Raw genomic sequence first — 17511 nt, forward strand, 5'->3', positions numbered from 1 at the left:
ACTGAGCCAGGCGTCACGTCCAAAACTGAGCCACTAAGTTGACGAAGAAATGGACTGTTCGGATGTGGATAAGTCTACTGCGTGATCTGTCTGGGGTGCTCCTTTGGCCGTTTTGGTTCGTGTGGCTCTGATGATCGAAGACGGTTGTGCAGTCGAGTGCCTGAAGCGCCAGCTCTGGTTGCCGGTTTCGACGATGTGGCAGTGATGGGTGAGTCGGTCGAGTAGCGCGGTGGTCATCTTGGCGTCGCCGAACACGCTGGCCCACTCCGAGAACGACAGGTTGGTGGTGACGACCACGCTGGTGCGCTCGTACAGCTTGGACAGCAGGTGGAACAGCAAGGCCCCACCGGCTTGACTGAAGGGCAAATAGCCCATCTCGTCGAGGATGACGAGATCCACGTACATGAGCCGATGTGCCAGTTGCCCGGCCTTACCTTGAGCTTTCTCGGCCTCCAGCAGATTGACCAGCTCGACGGTCGAGAAGAAGCGCACCCGCTTACCATGTGCACGGATGGCATGAACGCCCAGGCTTGTGGCAAGGTGTGTTTTGCCCGTGCCAGGGCCGCCCACGAAGACCACGTTGTGGGCTGAGTCGATGAACTTGAACTCGTGCAGCTGACGCACCAGCGCCTCGTCCACCTGCGCCTGATCAAAGGCAAAGCCAGCCAGGTCGCGGTGGTGCGGGAATCGGGCCGCCCGCATCTGGTAGGCCATGGAGCGCACTTCCCGATGTGCACCCTCGGCCTTGATGAGCTGATGCAGCAGGGCTTCGTGGTCGAGCGATTTGAGCCGGGCGATGCCCAGCAGTTCCGGCCAGGCACTGGCCATGCCGTGCAGGCTCAAGCCCTTGAGGCTTGCTGCGATGTCATTGGACATGGTCATCCTCCTGGGACTGGCGCAGGCTGTCGTAGCGCGACACGTCGGCCTGAGGCGGCTCGTGCAGCGTCAGTGAAGGCAAGGCTGCTTCAGGCAGGCTTTGCACGGCTTGGGGCTCCTTGAGCCTGGCCAGCACGTTGAGCACATGGTCTGCGCTCACGCGGCCCGATTGCAGCGCCAACTCCACGGCCACCAGCACGTCATCGAGCCCGTGCAGGGTGATGGCCATGAGCACCTGGGCCATCACCCGGTCGCCGCCAGGGTGGCGAAGCAGGTGCGCTTGCAGATGCTGCAAGGGCTCGGGCATGGTCTTGAAGGGGGCGCCGTTGCGCAAAGCGCCGGGCTTGCGTTCGAGCAAGCTGACGTAGTGCCGCCAGTCGTACAAGGTCTGGCCACGCTCGAAGCTGCGCGGCAGGCTCACCGGCTGTTCTGGCGATTCCGAGTTGGCACCGACCACCACCAGGCGATCGGGATAAGCCCGCACGCTGACACTGGTGTGGGCCCACTCGCATGGCACGCTGTAGCGATTGCGCTGGTAGTGGATCAGCGAGGTGGCTGTGACCCTGGCCATCTGCTCGACATAGCCATCAAATGGCGCAGGGTTGGGCATCAGGTGCGTCTGCTCTTGCTGCCAGACGTCGGCGATCGTCAGCTCTGGCCACTCGGGGTGAGGCAGCTCATGCCAGGCGTCCAGGCAAGCCTGGTGCAGCCACGCATTGAGGCTCTCCAGGTCGGGCCAGCGGCGTTCCGCTGCCTCCATCCAGATGCCACGACGGCGATCCTGCACGTTCTTCTCGACGATACCCTTCTCCCAGCCAGCGGCGCGGTTGCAGAACTCTGGCTCGAACAGGTAGTGACCCGTCATGGCCTCGAAGCGCGCATTGACGGTGCGGCTCTTGCCCTGACCAACCTTGTCGACGGCGGTCTTCATGTTGTCGTAGATGCCCCGGCGCGGCACGCCACCAAAAGCCGCAAAGGCTCGGGCATGGGCGTCGAACAACATCTCGTGGGCCTGGCTGAAATAGGCGGTGAGCATGAAGGCCCGACTGGCCGCCAGCTTGGTGTGCGAAGCCTCCAGGCGTTTGCGCAGGCCGCCCACGAACAGGTACTCGCAGCTCCAGTCGAACTGGAAGGCCTCGCCCATCTCGAAACTCATGGGTACGAAGGCCATTCGGGTTGGCGCGTCGGACTGTGCCTGCTGCCAGCGCTTGGCGAACTCATAGACCGGGCCTCGGCTGCCAGGGTAGCCCACGGCCTGCAGTGCCCGGAACATGGCCTTGATGCCACGGCGCTCGCGCTTGTTGCGGTGGCTGTCGGCCTTTAGCCAGGTGGCCAGCTGTTCCTTGTAGGGATCGAGAACGCTGGGAAGAGAGGCCCGCTTGGGGTAGCGGGGCTCGACCATCTCGTCGGCCTCGAGCCACTTGGCGGCTGTATTGCGGGAGATGCCCAGCCTTCGGCTGGCTTCGCGCACGCTCAGGTGGTCACGGTGGACCATGCGGCGCAATTTGCTCAATGTGCTCACGTTGATCACTCCTGCACCCCACTGCTGCAAAAAACAGCAGGGTAGGTGGATAACGTGGCTCAAAATTGGGCGTGACGGATGCCCTTTAGTGGCTCAGTTTTGCTCGTGATTCAACATACGTGTAAAAATAGGACTTAGCGGCTAATTAAGTCCTGCTGGTGCGGCTTTTCACTTTTCTTCTTCGCTGCCGTTGGCCGCTTTAATGCCTCTTCGAGTCTGGTTTCCGCTCCTATCGCTCTGCGCTCCAGTGATTCAATTTGATCTCCAACGGCGCCAAGTTTGCCACTTGCCGTGGCCACCTGCTGAATTAGTGCGTATTCCAGACCAAACTGGACACCGATTCCACGGCAAACTGGACAGTGATTCCAGAGCAATCTGGACAGTAAAAATAGTAACGTAGCGCGCGGGATAACCGTGGCACTCTCGGAGATTTTTCTTCGGAGACCACATGGCGAACAACAGGTTATCCATGCGCAAAATTACAGAAGCACTACGGCTGCATTTCGAGCACGACCGCACCAACCGTGAAATCGCCCTGGTCATCGGCACCTCGCCGACCACCGTCGGGGAATATCTGCGTCGAGCCCGTGTGGCTGGCATTGGTTATCCCTTGCCAGACGGGCTGGATGACGCCGCCATTGAGTCCCGCCTCTTCCCGCCGGCAGTATCGGCGGAGGTCATCCGCCTGGAGCCCGACTGGGCATGGGTGCACCGAGAGATGCGCAAGAAGAGCGTCACGCTCGACTTGCTGTGGCAGGAATACAAGGCGGATCACCCGGATGGTTACCTATATAGTTGGTTCTGCGAACATTACCGACAGTGGGCCGGCAAGCTGTCGGTCAGCATGCGGCAGACGCACACCCCCGGCGAGAAACTGTTTGTCGACTATGTCGGCCAGACGCTGTCGATCATTGATGGCGCCACTGGTGAAATTCGCCAGGCACAACTGTTCGTCGCCGTCCTCGGCGCATCCAATTACACCTATGCCGAAGCGACCTGGACGCAGAAACTGCCGGACTGGATTGGCTCCCATGTCCGCACCTTCGAGTTCCTTGGCGGCGTCACTGCGATCCTTGTCCCAGACAACCTCAAGTCAGGCGTCAAACATGCCTCCTACTACGATCCGGAACTCAATCCGACCTATCAGGACTTCGCCCGGCATTACGGCGTAGCAGTGCTGCCGGCACGTCCATACAAGCCCAAGGACAAAGCCAAGGTCGAAGGCGGCGTGCTGATTGTGGAACGCTGGATACTGGCGCGGCTGCGCAATCAACGCTTCTTCAGTTTGGCGGAAGCCAACCGCGCCATCGCCCAATTGTTGGAGTCGCTGAATCAGCGGCCGTTCAAGAAACTGCCTGGCTGCCGCCACAGCGCCTTCCTTGAGATGGATCTCCCTGCGCTCAATCCCCTCCCGCAATGCCGCTATGAATACGCCGAATGGAAGAAGGTGCGCGTTGGCGTTGATTACCACGTTGAAGGTGATGAGCATTACTACTCGGTGCCTTACCGCCTTTCCCGCCTGCAATTGGAGCTGCGCATGACCGTCACCACGGTGGAGGTGTTTCATCGAGGCCAGCGCATTGCCGCACACGTGCGCAGCCCGATCAAAAATCACCACACCACGCTGGATGCGCACATGCCCCCGGAACACCAAGCCGTTGCCGGCTGGAATGGCCCGCGGTTGCTCGACTGGGCACAGAAGATTGGTAGCTCCACTGAATCCGCGGTGCGAGTCATGCTGGGCGCGCGCAAGCATCCACAACAAAGCTATCGCGCCTGCCTCGGCGTACTGCGTCTGGCCAAGGGCTTTGGCAATGATCGTTTAAATGCTGCGTGTGCTCGTGCTCTGAAACTGAACGCGGCGGGCTACCGCAGCATTCATTCAATACTCAAGAACGGCCTGGACCGGCAACAGCCGGCGATAGCCATTCAGGCATACCTGCCACTGGATCACGCCAATGTGCGTGGCCCGAACTATTACCATTAACACCACAGGAGAACCACCCATGCTCAATCATCCAACACACGACCAACTCCAGCAATTACGCCTGTTCGGAATGGCACGCGCCCTCGCCGAACAGCAGGCCATTCCCGACATTACGCATCTGGCATTCGAGGAACGCCTCGGCCTCTTGGTTGAGCGCGAAGTCACTGAGCGTGATTCCCGACTAACTTCCAGCCGGCTACGGCGTGCAAAGCTCAAACAGGCAGCCGTTGCCGAGGACGTGGACTACCGCGCAGCACGAAGCCTGGACCGCACCTTATTCAACCGGCTATTGACCGGCTCGTGGGTAGCAGAACACCAGAATGTGCTGATCACAGGCCCCACGGGCGTCGGCAAGACTTGGCTGGCCTGCGCTCTGGCCAACCAAGCGTGCCGTCAGGGCAAATCGGTGCTTTACCTGCGGGTGCCGCGATTGTTCGAGGATGTGGCGATTGCTCATGGGGACGGGCGTTACGGCAAGCTGATGATGCAACTCGCCAAGACCGATGTGCTGCTATTGGACGACTGGGGATTGGCGTTACTGACCGACTCCGCGCGACGTGACTTGCTGGAAATCTTTGACGACCGGCACGGCCACCGTTCAACCATCGTAACCAGTCAATTGCCGGTGGCGAACTGGCATGAATCCATCGGCGACCCCACCTTGGCTGACGCCATTCTGGATCGCCTGGTTCACAACGCTCATCAATTAATTCTGACCGGAGAATCCATGAGAAAACACAAAAATAGTTTGACCCAAAAACAAGTTTCAGAGTAAAACTATAACCCCCGCGTCGCTACGCTCCGACTGTCCAGTTTGCCGTGGACTGGCTGTCCAGTTTGCGTGGAATACGCAGCGTGTCGAGCTTGGCGTAGATCAGGGTGGTGTTCAACGACCGGTGACGCAGCAGGTCGGCGACTTCCTTGAGCGAACTGCCGTTCTCAACAAGGCGACACGCCAGAGTATGCCGAAGTGCATGTGCGCTGGAATGTGGTAGACCAACACGGCAGCAGGCGTGCTTGATCACCTTCTGTATCGCCATGGAGGTGATGGGGCAGTCTCGCCCTTCCTTCTGTCGGACGAAGATGGCAGGGTTACGGGTGGCAGGTCGCTCATGTTGCAGATAATCGGCCAGTGCCTGCCCGGTTTTCATCGGCAATGGCATGATGTCCTGCCGTAGCGATTTCGTCCCTCGCAGCATTACCGTGCCAGCACGCCAGTCAATGTCGCTGATCATGAGATGAGCGATTTCGCCGGCTCTCAATCCCATGTCCAATGCGCAACGCACAATGGCATAATCACGTTTTGGTAAGCGCAGGTTGGCAGTGAAGTAGTTCAGCAGGCGCTCGACCTCGTCGGGCTTGAGCGCGCGCGGTATGGTCGCCAGCCTCCAGTTGACGGGCGAAGAGATTACTGCGGTCAGTGCATCGACCCGATCACCACAGGTGGTACGGTAGCGGAAATAGCTCCGCAGTGATGATGCCAAGTGGGATGCATTGGAGGTTGTTCGGTGCGCATCCAACTGACTGGCGAGGAAGCGGCGCACATCCTCGGGGCGTAGCTTGGCAATTTCGACTGGGCACTCAGCAAATTTCTGTTGTAGCAACCAGCCCACGATACGAAGGTTGTTTTGGCGCGATCTTGCCGCCAGCCCTCGTACATTGCACAGGTGTTCGTCGTAGCGCAGCAGTTCCTCGGCAACGTGGTTCGTGAATGACGCAGATGGCCGTGCGCTTGGCCCGTCCCGGTGTGTAGTGGTGGTATTCATAACGGTCTCCTGAAGTGGAACAACCACTTCAGACCACCGCAGAAATTATGTCGACCTTTTTGTTACATCAACCGATGGGAAAGCCCTTGTAGCAATGCTTTGGCAACATGGCACTCAGGCTACTCCACATAATCGAGTGGTCAGCATAACGACCCAAATCGGCCACTCAACCTTGTAAATTCGCCGCCTGAAAGCCGCCGGTCACCAAGTGCTTAACCATCACAAAAGCGGTATCTGGCCCAGAATCAAGCAGCATGGCACGAAGCCACCGGGCAAAGTAATAGGCTGGGATGCAATCCCAACTATCCTCACTCAAAGAATGCTGGGATATTATCCCAGCCTGCCGAGCTTTTTGCGCGATAGGGGGTATCTATTTTTCAGCCAATGCAAATCCTGCATTGCCAGAAGCAACCACCGAGACAAATATGAATGGCACGGAACCAATGTTAAGAGCACCATGCACCTGCCCAGGTTTTGCTATGGCGATGTCTCCCGCCACAAGATGCGTGGTCATGCCACTCCCAAGATAATAGTCAGCCGCACCAGAGATGACGGTCCAAGTATCTTGACCATGTGGATGGACATGAGCGGCTATTTCTTGCCCAGGATGGGCATGCCATACAACAATCGCTGAGTCCTCGGTTTCCAGAACCACTGATCGAATCGGTTCGCTATCAGAGGGGCGAACATAGTCCGCCACTGAAAATATTCTTCCTTCTGCTTTCATACGCATCTCCAACACCAGTTAGCCATTACAAATATGGCACAATCTCAAGAGCGCGAAAGGTCGAGTTCTAACCTACGTCTTCTTAGGCCTGATAACAGGATATCAATTTCTTCATTTGGCATTGTCTGGCACGAACTTGAGCACATTGCCGTTGATGCAGTAACGTTTGTGGGTAGGCGGAGGTCCGTCGTCAAAAACATGTCCCAAATGGATGCCGGAACTGGCGCTCCTCACCTCGACTCTCCGCATGCCGTGCGAGTCATCGACATGCTCGGTGATCGCCCCCTTGACCGGATTGAAGAAACTTGGCCAGCCAGTGCCGCTATCGAACTTTGTGTCGCTTCGAAACAACGGACGGCTTATTTCTTCATTTCACCCTTGCCCATCATGGCACCCTTTTCCATGCCTTCCTTAGCCATGGCATCCTTGGGCATGGCGCCCTTCTTCATCCCATCTTTTTTCATCATGCCGTCCTTAGCCATTGCGTCCTTGCCCATGGTAGGTTTTTTCATGTCATCCTTGGTCATGGCCTCTTTCGCCATGCTTTCCTTGGCCATAGTGTCTTTTTTCATGCCATCTTGCGCCAAAGCCCCGTCAGCAATTGACAGAAAACCAATAGAGAGAAGAATTGCGGCGATCTTGTTCATGCTTAACTCCTTTGCGAATGTTTGAAGAACCGTATCAGGCTGGGCCGATACTCAGCGTGTCCAGTTTGGCTATTGAAGCCATTTACGCCTCGATTCGTTCGGCCACCATGTTCCTGGTGGCCGAACATTCAAGCCATCAATTGCCCATCGACAGCGTCTTGACGAGGTTCTCGATGGGCTGGATGGTACCCAGCACGGTCGGATTGCCCCAGCGCACGTGATACTTGTTCTCCGGCACCTTGGCCAGCGACAGCATCAGGTTGTTGAAGGCTCCGAGGTCGTTGGTCTCGAAGTAGGTAATAAAATCGGTATCGTCGAGCCCCGTCGAGTGGTAGAGCTTGCGCTTGACGTTGACCAGAAAGGGCAGCGTCGGAAGCGTATGAGTCTCCATCTCCTTGAGGCGCTGCTCGTCCGTCAGGTTCCACCAATCAGCGTTTTTCTTGACCGGAATCATGAAGGCAAAGCGCGGTGCATCACCGGCGTAGGTAGCACCGGAAAGCCCCTTGTTGAGGTCGGGCGACTTGTCCTTGGAGATATAGTTTAGCGCCTTGGTGATACCCACCAGGCTCTCCGTGACATCCGAGTACATGCCAAAGCGGGTGGCGCGGAAATCGACCAGAAAGGCCTGCGCCGCTACGGCATCGTAGGCATGAACGCGCAGGAAGTAGTCGCTCTTGGCTTCATAGCCGCGCGTCAGGTAGGCGTCGACAATCACTTTTTCTTTGTGCTTTTCCAAGACCGCCATCACTTCATCTGCTGCACCTTTGCGTTCAGCCAATGCAACTTTGAAGTAGTCGGGACGAATTTTGTAAGTTGAGAACGCCACAAACACGCCTGGCGCGCTGAGTATCTTCGCCCGATCAACTGGGGTATTCATGGCCGGCTTTGCGGCTGGTGCCATCGCGGGCATGGGCGCTGGAGCCGGTTGGCCGATTGCGCTGCCTGCGATGGTGAGGAGCCCTGCGGCGACTAAGGAAACGCAACGAACTTTCATGATGTACTCCAGTGTTAAGAATCGGAATCCGCTGGGCGGCTTGGTCGCCGAGCAAGCGGAAAGTGCACGAATCTTCGCATTTCTCCTTTTTTATGTGTTTGATTTAAGTCAAGAGTTTCTCCGAAACTTAACACTATATTTTTGGCTCTATGCCGTTTCCAGTGGAAATTGACTTCTCAACAAACATGACCCTCGGTGGTACAACCGCCCGACACTGACGCCGACCTCGCGCCCGATGAACACCCAGATCGAAGCTCTCTTCACCACCGCACTTGGCCTGCAGCCGCCCTGGTACGTCGCCAAGGTCGAGCTCAACACAGCCAAGCGGCGGATCGACTTCGAGGTCGAGCACACCGGCGCTCGTGCTACGTGTCCGGCGTGTGGGGCCGAGCCCCAGTTGATCCACGACCGGGTCCGGCGTAGCTGGCGTCACCTGGATTTCTTTCAGTTCGAAGCGTGGCTGCATGCCGCGATTCCGCGCGTTCAGTGCAACGGCTGCGGCAAGACCACGCAGCTGCCGGTGCCGTGGGCGCGTGAGGGGAGCGGCTTTACCCTGCTGTTCGAGGCGCTGAGTCTGTCGCTGTGCCGAGAGATGCCGGTGCGCCAGGCGGCCAACCAGTTGCGGGTTGCCCCGAAGCGCCTGTGGCGCCGCGTGCGCCATTACGTCGAGGTGGCCCGTGCCAAAGACGACATGTCGTGCGTGCGCTACGTCGGGATCGACGAGACCAGCGTCAAGCGTGGTCACGAGTACATCACCGTCGTGCATGACCTTGAAGCCAAGCGCTTGCTGTTTGCCACCCCGGGGCGCGGTCACGCTACGTTGCAGGTCTTTGCCCAGGACATGCGTGCGCACGGCGGCGATCCGCTGACCATTGAGCACGCGTGTATCGACATGAGCGCGGCCTACGCCAAGGGAGTCGACCAGTCGCTGCCCAATGCCCGGATCAGCTACGACCGCTTTCATGTCGTGGCGCTGGCCAACGCGGCGATGGACGAGGTGCGTCGCGAAGAGATGCGTAGCTCGGCGGCAGCGGTGCGCGAAGCGGTCGGCGCACAGAGCAAGAAGACGCTTCGTCAGCTGCTGTGGGGGATGCGCAAGAACCCGGTGAGCTGGACCCGTGCCCAGTTCGAGGCGATGCACTGGCTGCAACGCTCGAATCTGAAGAGCGCGCGTGCGTGGCGCCTGAAGCAGGCACTGCGGCTGGTCTATCGCGATGCAGCCGCGAGCAACAGCGAGGAGATCGCGCAAGGTGCCATGAGCAAATGGCTGAGCTGGGCGCGCCGCAGCCGCCTGGAGCCCTTCAAGCGGCTGGCCCTCACCCTGAAGGAGCACCTCGGCGGCGTCGTGCGCGGCATGCTCGACGGACGCAGCAACGCCTACGTTGAAGCGATGAACGGCCTGCTCCAACAGACGAAGACCGCCGCCCGAGGCTTCCGCAACATCGAGAACTTCATCGCCATGGCCTACCTGCGAATGTCCAAGCTCAAGCATCTACCGCAGAACCCCCTGGTGCCGGCCGTCGCCCGCGACTACGGGCGCTACCGTCATGTTTGTTGAGAAGTCAATTTCCACTGGAAACGGCACAGAGCCATATTTTTTCTCCTTTTGAACGACAAAACCATGTTTTTGAAATAGGCATGGTGAGAGGGGAGTTGCAAGCATCGTGCCCAGCTTCCCGATATTTTGGAAACAAGAGTCGCATGGCTCCTGTCTATTTCACTGTCAAAAGCAGCCGACATGTTTGCAACCTGGAGTCCATCAAATGAGGAATCGTCATGAATAGTCCCGATGAGCACAACGGCCGCCGCCGGTTTCTACAGTTCTCTGCGGCCGCGCTTGCCAGTGCGGCCGCATCCCCCAGTCTGTGGGCCTTTTCAAAGATCCAGCCCATCGAGGATCCGCTGAAAGACTACCCCTACCGCGACTGGGAAGACCTTTACCGAAAGGAGTGGACCTGGGATTCAGTTGGCGTCATGACGCACTCCAATGGCTGCGTCGCTGGTTGTGCCTGGAATGTGTTCGTGAAGAACGGTATCCCGATGCGCGAGGAGCAAATCAGCAAGTACCCGCAACTGCCCGGCATTCCGGACATGAATCCGCGCGGTTGCCAAAAGGGGGCGGTGTACTGTTCCTGGTCAAAGCAGCCGGACCATATCAAGTGGCCGCTCAAGCGCGTCGGCGAACGCGGTGAGCGCAAATGGAAGCGCATCTCCTGGGACGAAGCGCTCACCGAAATCGCGGACAAGATCATCGACACGACGGTGAAGCGCGGTCCCGGCAACATCTATATTCCCAAGCGCCCTTTCGCAGTCATCACCAACACGGCATACACGCGGATGACAAAGCTGCTAGGGGCCATCAGTCCGGATGCTACCTCCATGACTGGCGATCTCTATACCGGCATCCAGACGGTGCGCGTGCCGGCCTCAACCGTGTCCACTTTCGACGACTGGTTCACCTCCGACCTCATCCTGATGTGGCACAAGAATCCCATCGTCACGCGGATTCCGGACGCCCACTTCCTCATGGAAGCGCGTTACAACGGCGCGCGGCTGGTGAATATCTCGGCGGACTATAACCCGTCCTCGATCCACTCCGACCTGTTCGTTCCGGTGACCTCGGGTACCGACTCCCATCTTGCCGCAGCGCTAGTCAATGTGCTTATCGCCGGTAAACACTACAAGGCCGACTACCTCAAGGAGCAAACCGACCTGCCCTTCCTGGTACGCACCGACAACGGTAAATTCCTACGCGAGAAGGACTTCAAGGCGGACGGCAGCGACCAGGTCTTCTATGTCTGGGACACCAAGGCGGGCAAGGCGGTGCTTGCACCCGGCAGCATGGGCAGCAAGGACAAGACCTTGAAGCTCGGCACCATCGATCCGGCGCTGGAGGGAAACTTTGAAACTCATGGGATCAAGGTCACGACGGTCTTCGAGCGTCTGAAGGCAGAAATCACCCCGTACACGCCCGAGGCTACCCAGGCCACCACCGGTGTGCATCCTTCCGTTGTACGCCAATTGGCAGGATGGATAGCCGAATGCAAGGCCTTGCGCATTCTCGACGGCTACAACAACCAGAAGCACTTCGACGGATTCCAGTGCGGTCGCCTGAAGATATTGATTCTGACCCTGATCGGCCACCATGGCACGACCGGCTCCATCGACACCACCTTCGAGGGCTGGCGGCTGGAAGGCAACTCTGAACTGGGCACGGTGAAGGGCAAACCCGGACGTAGCGTCTCCGCAGTGCTGGCCCAGTGGGTGTGGGGCGAACAGTACCAACGCTCGAAAGACTACTTTAATGATGCGCAGCTACGCGAGGAGCTGGGCTTCGGCGTCGACGAGATGGAGTCAATGCGCAAGGAATCCGAGGCCAACGGCTGGATGCCCAATTGGCAGTCCATCAAGGAGCCGGTGGTCAGCATCACAGGCGGCATCAACATGTTCGCCACCTCCAACGGCTACCAGCATCTTCGAGACAACTTCCTCAAGCGCTGCGAGCTGAACGTCGTGGTGGATTTCCGTCTCAACTCCGGGGCGATGTATGCCGATATCGTGCTGCCGGCGGCGGAAAATACCGAGAAGCTGGACATTCGCGAGACCTCGGTGACCCGTTTCATCCATGCCTTCGGCCAACCGGTCAAGCCCATGTACGAGCGCAAGACCGACTGGCAGATCATGGTGGCGCTCGCAGCCAAGATCCAGGAGCGTGCCAAGGCGCGCGGCATCGCTCGCGTAGATGATCCCGAGATCAAGAGCGGCATCGACTTCGACAAGATCTACGACGAGTTCACCATGAACGGCAAGGTTGTCACCGACGAGCAGGCGGTGCGCTTCGTCATGGACAACTCCAAGGCCCTCGGTCCGGGCACCTATGAAGAAGTGATGAAAAACGGCTTCGTCGCGGTCGGTCCCTCGGCTGGCAAGACCGGGCCGGTGCCGAAGGACAAACCGTACCGCCCCTTCACAGTGAACGTGACCGACAAGAAGCCGTACGGCACGCTTACCGGACGCCTGCAGTTTTATGTGGACCACGACTGGTTTCAGCGCCTTGGGGCCACCGTGCCCAAGCCCCAGTACCGAGGGGGCGTTCTGGGGCCGAAAAAGTACCCCTTTGTGCGCAACTCGCCCCATGCCCGTTGGGGTGTCCACTCCTTCGCGCGTACCGAGCAATGGATGCTGCGCCACCAACGCGGCGAGCCGGATGTGCGTATGAGCCCCAAGGCCATGGCAGCCAAGGGGATTAAGGATGGCGATATGGTCCGCATTTTCAATGACTCGGGTGAGTTCTTTGCCGTGGTCAAGGCCATGCCCGCATTGCCCGACAACATGCTGTTCACTGAGCATGGGTGGGAACAGTACCAGTACAAGAACATGACCCACTACAACATGGTCAGCTCGGAGCTGATCAACCCACTGGAGTTGGTGGGCGGCTACGGCCACATCAAGTACACGTCGGGGGGATTCAATCCTAACCGCATTTTCTACGAAACGACGGTTGACGTCGAGAAGGCCTGAGGAACAAATCATGAGTCAAAGACAAGTAGCCTACGTATTCGATCTGAACAAGTGCATCGGCTGTCACACCTGCACCATGGCGTGCAAACAATTGTGGACCAACCGGGACGGTCGCGAGTACATGTACTGGAACAACGTGGAGACCCGCCCCGGCAAGGGCTATCCCAAAAACTGGGAGGGAAAAGGCGGCGGCTTCGACCAGGAAGGCAAGCTAAAAACCAACGGCATCATCCCCATCATGGCCGACTATGGCGGCAGGATCGGTGACTTCAACCTGAACGAGGTCCTGCTGGAGGGCAAAGCCGACCAGGTGGTGCCCCATGAGAAAGCCACCTGGGGCCCGAACTGGGACGAAGACGAGGGCAAGGGCGAATTCCCGAACAACCACTCCTTTTACCTGCCTCGCATCTGCAACCATTGCTCCAACCCGGCTTGCCTGGCCGCCTGCCCCACCAAAGCGATCTACAAACGCCCCGAAGACGGCATTGTGGTGGTTGACCAGACGCGCTGCCGTGGCTACCGTTACTGCGTCAAGGCCTGCCCGTACGGCAAGATGTATTTCAATTTGCAGAAAGGCAAGTCAGAGAAATGCATCGGCTGCTATCCGCGCGTCGAAAAGGGCGAGGCGCCCGCCTGCGTCAAGCAATGCTCGGGTCGCATTCGCTTCTGGGGCTATCGAGACGACAAAAACGGTCCGATCTACAAGCTGGTCGAGCAATGGAAAGTGGCGCTGCCGCTGCATGCCGAATACGGCACCGAGCCCAACGTCTTTTACGTGCCGCCCATGAACACCACGCCGCCGCCATTCGAGGAGGACGGCCGCCTCGGCGACAAGCCACGCATCCCGATCGAGGATCTCGAAGCGCTGTTTGGCCCCGGCGTCAAGCAGGCTCTGGCAACGCTTGGGGGTGAGATGGCCAAGCGGCGCAAGGCGCAGGCGTCGGAACTCACCGACATCCTCATCGGCTTCACCAACAAGGACAGGTACGGCGTATGAACACCCTCATCGACAACCCCAAAGCCATGGCCAGCGGCTATCTGGCGATGGCCCAGATGTTCTCTTATCCCGACGCCGACGCCTGGCGCCGCCTGACTGAAAATGGGCTGGTGGATCCGGCACTTGGCCGTGAAACGCTGGAGGCGGAGTACCTGGGCCTCTTCGAGATGGGGGGCGGCACTTCCACAATGTCCCTTTACGAAGGGCAGAACCGGCCGGAACGCGGGCGCGATGGCATTCTGCAGGAGTTGTTGCGTTTCTACGAGTTCTTCGACGTGCACCTCAATCAGGACGAGCGGGAGTACCCAGACCATCTGGTCACCGAACTGGAGTTCCTCGCATGGCTTTGTCTGCAGGAGCATGCCGCCCTGCGCGACGGGCGCGACGCAGAACCGTTTCAAAACGCTGCGCGAGACTTTCTGGTTCGGCACTTGGCGGCCTGGCTGCCGGATTTTCGCCAGCGGCTAGAAGCCACGGAGACCACTTATGCGCAGTACGGACCAACGCTGGGCGAACTGGTGGAAACTCACCGCAGCCGCCTCGGCGATCAGCCACAAAAATCGAGAGAAATGCAATGAAAACAAACATTCTAGTGAAGCGAATGGCAGTGATCGGTCTCGCCGTCGCGGCAGCGTGCACGGGTGCTGCTGCAGCAGCGCAAGGCGCCGTGCCGCAAGCGCAGCGCATCATCCGCGTGCTGTCGGTAGCGGGGGGTGACGCCGCGTCTCCCCAGGCGGCCGTCTGGAAAAAGGCGCCGACGACGCAGGTCACGCTGCTAACGGCCTTCCCCGGCCACATCTCAATCGTGGGCACGGCCGCAACTCAGAAGCTCGCTGCCCAAGCTGTGCGCGCTTCAGGGCGGCTATTCGTCAAGCTTGCCTGGAGCGACCGCACCGCCAACACAGTGATGAAGGATACCGATCAGTTCCTGGACGGCGCCGCAGTAGAGTTCCCCGTCAACGGTAAGGTCGCCACGCTGCCCTTCATGGGCGATCCTGTCAACGTCGTCAATGTGTGGCATTGGCGCGCCGACGGGCGCACTTTGAACCTGCTGGCCAAAGGTTTCGGCACTTCAACGCCGGTGCCGACCGAGGATCTGCGCAGTGCGTCGGTGCGCACCGGCGATGGTTGGGAGGTAGTCCTCAGCCGTCCGCTGCGGGTCAAGGCAGAAGAGGGCGCGAACCTACAGGGCCGACGGACCATGCCGATAGGCTTTGCCGCCTGGGATGGTGAGAACCAGGAACGTGACGGGCTTAAAGCCGTGACCATGGAGTGGTGGCAGCTTCGCTTTTGAGGACGTAACGACGGTGGCAACCGCTTGGCATGTATTGTGACCCGCATACCTGAAAGGGATACTGACCATAACCTTTCACCAAGCAGCGCAACTGTTGCGCTGCTTCATTTCAACTCGGAATAGCTTATGAAAAAAATTCTCGTACTGGCCGCATTCGCCACCCTCTCAGTCTCATCTTTCGCGATCGACAAAGGCGTCGCGATGGCTATGGCCCAGAAAAGTGGCTGCCTCGCATGCCATGCACTGGACAAGAAGCTGGTCGGCCCGGCCTGGAATGAAGTCGGGAAAAAATATGCGGGAAATGCCGCTGCGGCGGCCCAATTGGCAGTGAAGATCAAAAAAGGCTCCAATGGCATCTGGGGCCCAATCCCGATGCCGCCAAACGCCACGGTCAAAGACGCCGACATCAAAACAATGGTCGAGTTTGTTTTAACCCTCAAGTAAACCTGATCGGACATCCGGTCTCTTAGGCACCACTGACTCCAATGAGCAAGTGGTGTTGCGGCACATTTTATGAAAATCTTTGGAATCGCCGGCCACTCTGGCATGGGTAAGACCACGTTACTGGAGCGATTGGTGCCTGCCATCAGCGCGCGCGGAATGGTCATATCCTTGCTTAAACACAGCCACAAAAATATTGACGTAGATCGGCCTGGTAAAGACTCATATCGTCTGCGTGAGTCCGGCTGCAAAGAAGTGCTTTTACTGGGCAACGACCGCTGGGCGTTGATGCATGAACTGCGTGGAACGCCCGAGCCTTCATTGGATTATTTGCTTGGCCGAATGCAGCATTGCGACCTAGTGTTGATTGAAGGCTTTAAGAGCGGCACCTTTCCTAAACTTGAGGTCTGGCGGGCATCGCTTGAAAAGCCCCCGCTGGCATCGGTTTGGCCGGGCATCGTGGCAATTGCCAGTGATACGCGGTTTGTTGCGTCAGAGCAATTATTGGCGGTACCGAACTTGGTCAAACTGGATTTGGCCGACACGGCGTCCATCGCGGAATTCATACTCTTGCATGCCATCAACCCCGAACTGAGCGACCTGTCCATCTGATGCTTTAAAACAACGTTGATTCAGGTCCACGCCTAAAAACAACAGCGCCTCGCCATGGAAGCTGATGAGCATGCTACACACCTGAGGCAGCACCTTGCGCCAGCGTTATCGCCCACTCCGCAACTCCCTCACGCAATTGCAAGACTGCGTAGCCCTATGCTTGCAGCAGTCGCACACTCAAGCGCAAATTCAATGAATGGCCAGAGAATCGCGTTTGAATTTGATGGGTGGTGGATTTCGTCTGGTGGCCAGGTTTGGGTATTCGGGGTTACTTCTCCATTCGCCAAACCAAAATTTCCAGTGCGGTCCTTCAGCCCAAGGAATCAGGCATTGCCAGTAGCCGACTCTTGAGCCACCTAACCCGACCGAAGCCAGTGACGGCTGTTTCGCAGTCCAGTTGAGTAATTTGGGATTTCATTCAGCCGTCGGTCGTCTGAATGCCCAGCCTTGACATCCACGTGGCTTGGGACATAATATGAGTCAGGATATATATGTGTGTTCATTAATATGAATTCCGGTGAGCTTGACCATACGCGGGTCATCCCGGCACTCAAGGTGCTCGGGGAAGTCAACCGCCTGCGCATCCTATGCGAACTGGGACCTGAATGTCGTCCGGTGACGGACGTCATCAATGCGACGAGCCTGGGACAAACCAATGTCTCATTCCATCTGCGCGTGCTGCGCGAGGCGGGATTCGTTCGCGCCGAACGTCGCGGATCGTTCATCTACTATTGTCTTGCCGACCCCGAGTTGCTGCGTATCCTGCACGACCTCAGGCAATGGTTGGACACCCGTCAAGTGCCTGTATCGGGCCAGGCCAACCCGCCCAATCCGCCAAGCGAACCTCGCTTGGTCGGGGCAAAAACTAAGAAGGCATCTTAATTATGTGGTCACATGGCCCTTGGGAATGGTTCCCGTTGATGTGGATATTCCCCCTGATTTTTCTTGTCGTGATTCTTCTCATTGTCTTTCGTGGCGGAGGCTCACCTATGAGCGGCGGACGCGGGATGCGGACCCATGACCGGGAGGAAAGTGCAAAAGAAATTCTCGACCGGCGTTATGCACGTGGCGAAATCGGGCAGGAGGAATATCAGCGAATGAAGAAAGACCTCGAATGACGATTCAAG

General features: G+C 58.2%; 17 protein-coding genes and 1 pseudogene. 11 read left to right on the top strand and 7 right to left on the bottom strand.

Annotation, left to right across the window (positions count from 1 at the left end):
- Window positions 1–33: 33 nt before the first annotated feature.
- Window positions 34–876: an IS21-like element ISAav1 family helper ATPase IstB gene (istB, locus tag LRM40_RS18900; RefSeq protein WP_016495557.1), complete on the bottom strand. Its 843-nt coding sequence runs from the start codon at window positions 874–876 to the stop codon at window positions 34–36.
- The gene (gene istA, locus LRM40_RS18905) at window positions 866–2398 is read right to left on the bottom strand and encodes an IS21-like element ISAav1 family transposase (RefSeq protein WP_016495558.1); all 1533 of its coding nucleotides are present in this window, start codon (window positions 2396–2398) and stop codon (window positions 866–868) included. Before istA (LRM40_RS18905) ends, istB (LRM40_RS18900) begins: the two co-directional genes overlap by 11 nt.
- A 448-nt stretch (window positions 2399–2846) precedes the next feature.
- Here istA (LRM40_RS18905) and istA (LRM40_RS18910) point away from each other — a divergent pair, with 448 nt between their 5' ends.
- Window positions 2847–4385, top strand: coding sequence for an IS21-like element ISIde2 family transposase (gene istA / locus LRM40_RS18910; protein WP_013516321.1), 1539 nt, complete (start codon window positions 2847–2849; stop codon window positions 4383–4385).
- A 19-nt stretch (window positions 4386–4404) separates the two neighbouring features.
- Entirely contained in the window at window positions 4405–5160 is a 756-nt protein-coding gene (gene istB, locus LRM40_RS18915) for an IS21-like element ISIde2 family helper ATPase IstB (protein WP_151124412.1), read from the top strand.
- Window positions 5161–5179: 19 nt separating this feature from the next.
- On the opposite strand, the gene LRM40_RS18920 is transcribed toward istB (LRM40_RS18915), so the two are convergent.
- The 5 genes and pseudogenes from LRM40_RS18920 to cld all read right to left on the bottom strand — a co-directional run bounded on the left by LRM40_RS18920 (window position 5180) and on the right by cld (window position 8519).
- Window positions 5180–6151 carry a tyrosine-type recombinase/integrase gene (locus LRM40_RS18920; protein ID WP_013516319.1) on the bottom strand — a complete coding sequence of 324 codons (972 nt, stop codon included), beginning with the start codon at window positions 6149–6151 and terminating at the stop codon, window positions 5180–5182.
- Window positions 6152–6521: 370 nt separating this feature from the next.
- Window positions 6522–6878: a cupin domain-containing protein gene (locus tag LRM40_RS18925; RefSeq protein ID WP_081462207.1), complete on the bottom strand. Its 357-nt coding sequence runs from the start codon at window positions 6876–6878 to the stop codon at window positions 6522–6524.
- Window positions 6879–6989: 111 nt separating this feature from the next.
- Window positions 6990–7232: pseudogene (msrB, locus tag LRM40_RS18930) on the bottom strand (peptide-methionine (R)-S-oxide reductase MsrB); the annotation flags it as partial.
- A gap of 5 nt (window positions 7233–7237) precedes the next feature.
- Window positions 7238–7525, bottom strand: coding sequence for a pentapeptide MXKDX repeat protein (locus tag LRM40_RS18935; protein ID WP_013516317.1), 288 nt, complete (start codon window positions 7523–7525; stop codon window positions 7238–7240).
- A gap of 136 nt (window positions 7526–7661) precedes the next feature.
- Window positions 7662–8519 carry a chlorite dismutase gene (cld, locus tag LRM40_RS18940; RefSeq protein ID WP_151124413.1) on the bottom strand — a complete coding sequence of 286 codons (858 nt, stop codon included), beginning with the start codon at window positions 8517–8519 and terminating at the stop codon, window positions 7662–7664.
- A 235-nt stretch (window positions 8520–8754) separates the two neighbouring features.
- Between cld and LRM40_RS18945 the strand changes: the two genes are divergently transcribed.
- The 9 genes from LRM40_RS18945 to LRM40_RS18985 all read left to right on the top strand — a co-directional run bounded on the left by LRM40_RS18945 (window position 8755) and on the right by LRM40_RS18985 (window position 17502).
- Complete coding sequence (locus tag LRM40_RS18945) at window positions 8755–10077, top strand: ISL3-like element ISIde1 family transposase (protein WP_076611707.1); 1323 nt, start codon at window positions 8755–8757, stop codon at window positions 10075–10077.
- Between the two features lie 218 nt (window positions 10078–10295).
- Complete coding sequence (clrA, locus tag LRM40_RS18950; protein ID WP_151124414.1) at window positions 10296–13040, top strand: chlorate reductase subunit alpha; 2745 nt, start codon at window positions 10296–10298, stop codon at window positions 13038–13040.
- Between the two features lie 10 nt (window positions 13041–13050).
- Window positions 13051–14037 carry a chlorate reductase subunit beta gene (gene clrB, locus LRM40_RS18955; RefSeq protein WP_013516314.1) on the top strand — a complete coding sequence of 329 codons (987 nt, stop codon included), beginning with the start codon at window positions 13051–13053 and terminating at the stop codon, window positions 14035–14037.
- Complete coding sequence (gene clrD / locus LRM40_RS18960; RefSeq protein WP_013516313.1) at window positions 14034–14615, top strand: chlorate reductase assembly chaperone protein ClrD; 582 nt, start codon at window positions 14034–14036, stop codon at window positions 14613–14615. Before clrB ends, clrD begins: the two co-directional genes overlap by 4 nt.
- Window positions 14612–15331, top strand: a complete 720-nt coding sequence (gene clrC, locus LRM40_RS18965; RefSeq protein WP_151124415.1) for a chlorate reductase subunit gamma — start codon at window positions 14612–14614, stop codon at window positions 15329–15331. The genes clrD and clrC overlap by 4 nt, the downstream gene beginning before the upstream one ends.
- 126 nt (window positions 15332–15457) lie before the next feature.
- Complete coding sequence (locus LRM40_RS18970; protein WP_013516311.1) at window positions 15458–15775, top strand: c-type cytochrome; 318 nt, start codon at window positions 15458–15460, stop codon at window positions 15773–15775.
- A gap of 69 nt (window positions 15776–15844) precedes the next feature.
- On the top strand, window positions 15845–16384 hold the full coding sequence (gene mobB, locus LRM40_RS18975) for a molybdopterin-guanine dinucleotide biosynthesis protein B (protein WP_013516310.1): 540 nt from the start codon (window positions 15845–15847) through the stop codon (window positions 16382–16384).
- 495 nt (window positions 16385–16879) lie between these two features.
- Complete coding sequence (locus LRM40_RS18980) at window positions 16880–17266, top strand: ArsR/SmtB family transcription factor (protein ID WP_211373001.1); 387 nt, start codon at window positions 16880–16882, stop codon at window positions 17264–17266.
- Between the two features lie 38 nt (window positions 17267–17304).
- On the top strand, window positions 17305–17502 hold the full coding sequence (locus LRM40_RS18985) for an SHOCT domain-containing protein (RefSeq protein WP_231067906.1): 198 nt from the start codon (window positions 17305–17307) through the stop codon (window positions 17500–17502).
- The last annotated feature ends 9 nt before the right edge of the window (window positions 17503–17511 follow it).

This window comes from Ideonella dechloratans, assembly GCF_021049305.1.
Lineage (GTDB): Bacteria > Pseudomonadota > Gammaproteobacteria > Burkholderiales > Burkholderiaceae_C > Ideonella > Ideonella dechloratans.

Bases quoted from the DNA above. Each gene is read 5' to 3' on its own strand.
- istB (WP_016495557.1), bottom strand. From the start codon at position 876: ATGTCCAATGACATCGCAGCAAGCCTCAAGGGCTTGAGCCTGCACGGC.
- istA (WP_013516321.1), top strand. From the start codon at position 2,847: ATGGCGAACAACAGGTTATCCATGCGCAAAATTACAGAAGCACTACGG.
- istB (WP_151124412.1), top strand. From the start codon at position 4,405: ATGCTCAATCATCCAACACACGACCAACTCCAGCAATTACGCCTGTTC.
- LRM40_RS18920 (WP_013516319.1), bottom strand. From the start codon at position 6,151: ATGAATACCACCACTACACACCGGGACGGGCCAAGCGCACGGCCATCT.
- LRM40_RS18925 (WP_081462207.1), bottom strand. From the start codon at position 6,878: ATGAAAGCAGAAGGAAGAATATTTTCAGTGGCGGACTATGTTCGCCCC.
- LRM40_RS18935 (WP_013516317.1), bottom strand. From the start codon at position 7,525: ATGAACAAGATCGCCGCAATTCTTCTCTCTATTGGTTTTCTGTCAATT.
- cld (WP_151124413.1), bottom strand. From the start codon at position 8,519: ATGAAAGTTCGTTGCGTTTCCTTAGTCGCCGCAGGGCTCCTCACCATC.
- LRM40_RS18945 (WP_076611707.1), top strand. From the start codon at position 8,755: ATGAACACCCAGATCGAAGCTCTCTTCACCACCGCACTTGGCCTGCAG.
- clrA (WP_151124414.1), top strand. From the start codon at position 10,296: ATGAATAGTCCCGATGAGCACAACGGCCGCCGCCGGTTTCTACAGTTC.
- clrB (WP_013516314.1), top strand. From the start codon at position 13,051: ATGAGTCAAAGACAAGTAGCCTACGTATTCGATCTGAACAAGTGCATC.
- clrD (WP_013516313.1), top strand. From the start codon at position 14,034: ATGAACACCCTCATCGACAACCCCAAAGCCATGGCCAGCGGCTATCTG.
- clrC (WP_151124415.1), top strand. From the start codon at position 14,612: ATGAAAACAAACATTCTAGTGAAGCGAATGGCAGTGATCGGTCTCGCC.
- LRM40_RS18970 (WP_013516311.1), top strand. From the start codon at position 15,458: ATGAAAAAAATTCTCGTACTGGCCGCATTCGCCACCCTCTCAGTCTCA.
- mobB (WP_013516310.1), top strand. From the start codon at position 15,845: ATGAAAATCTTTGGAATCGCCGGCCACTCTGGCATGGGTAAGACCACG.
- LRM40_RS18985 (WP_231067906.1), top strand. From the start codon at position 17,305: ATGTGGATATTCCCCCTGATTTTTCTTGTCGTGATTCTTCTCATTGTC.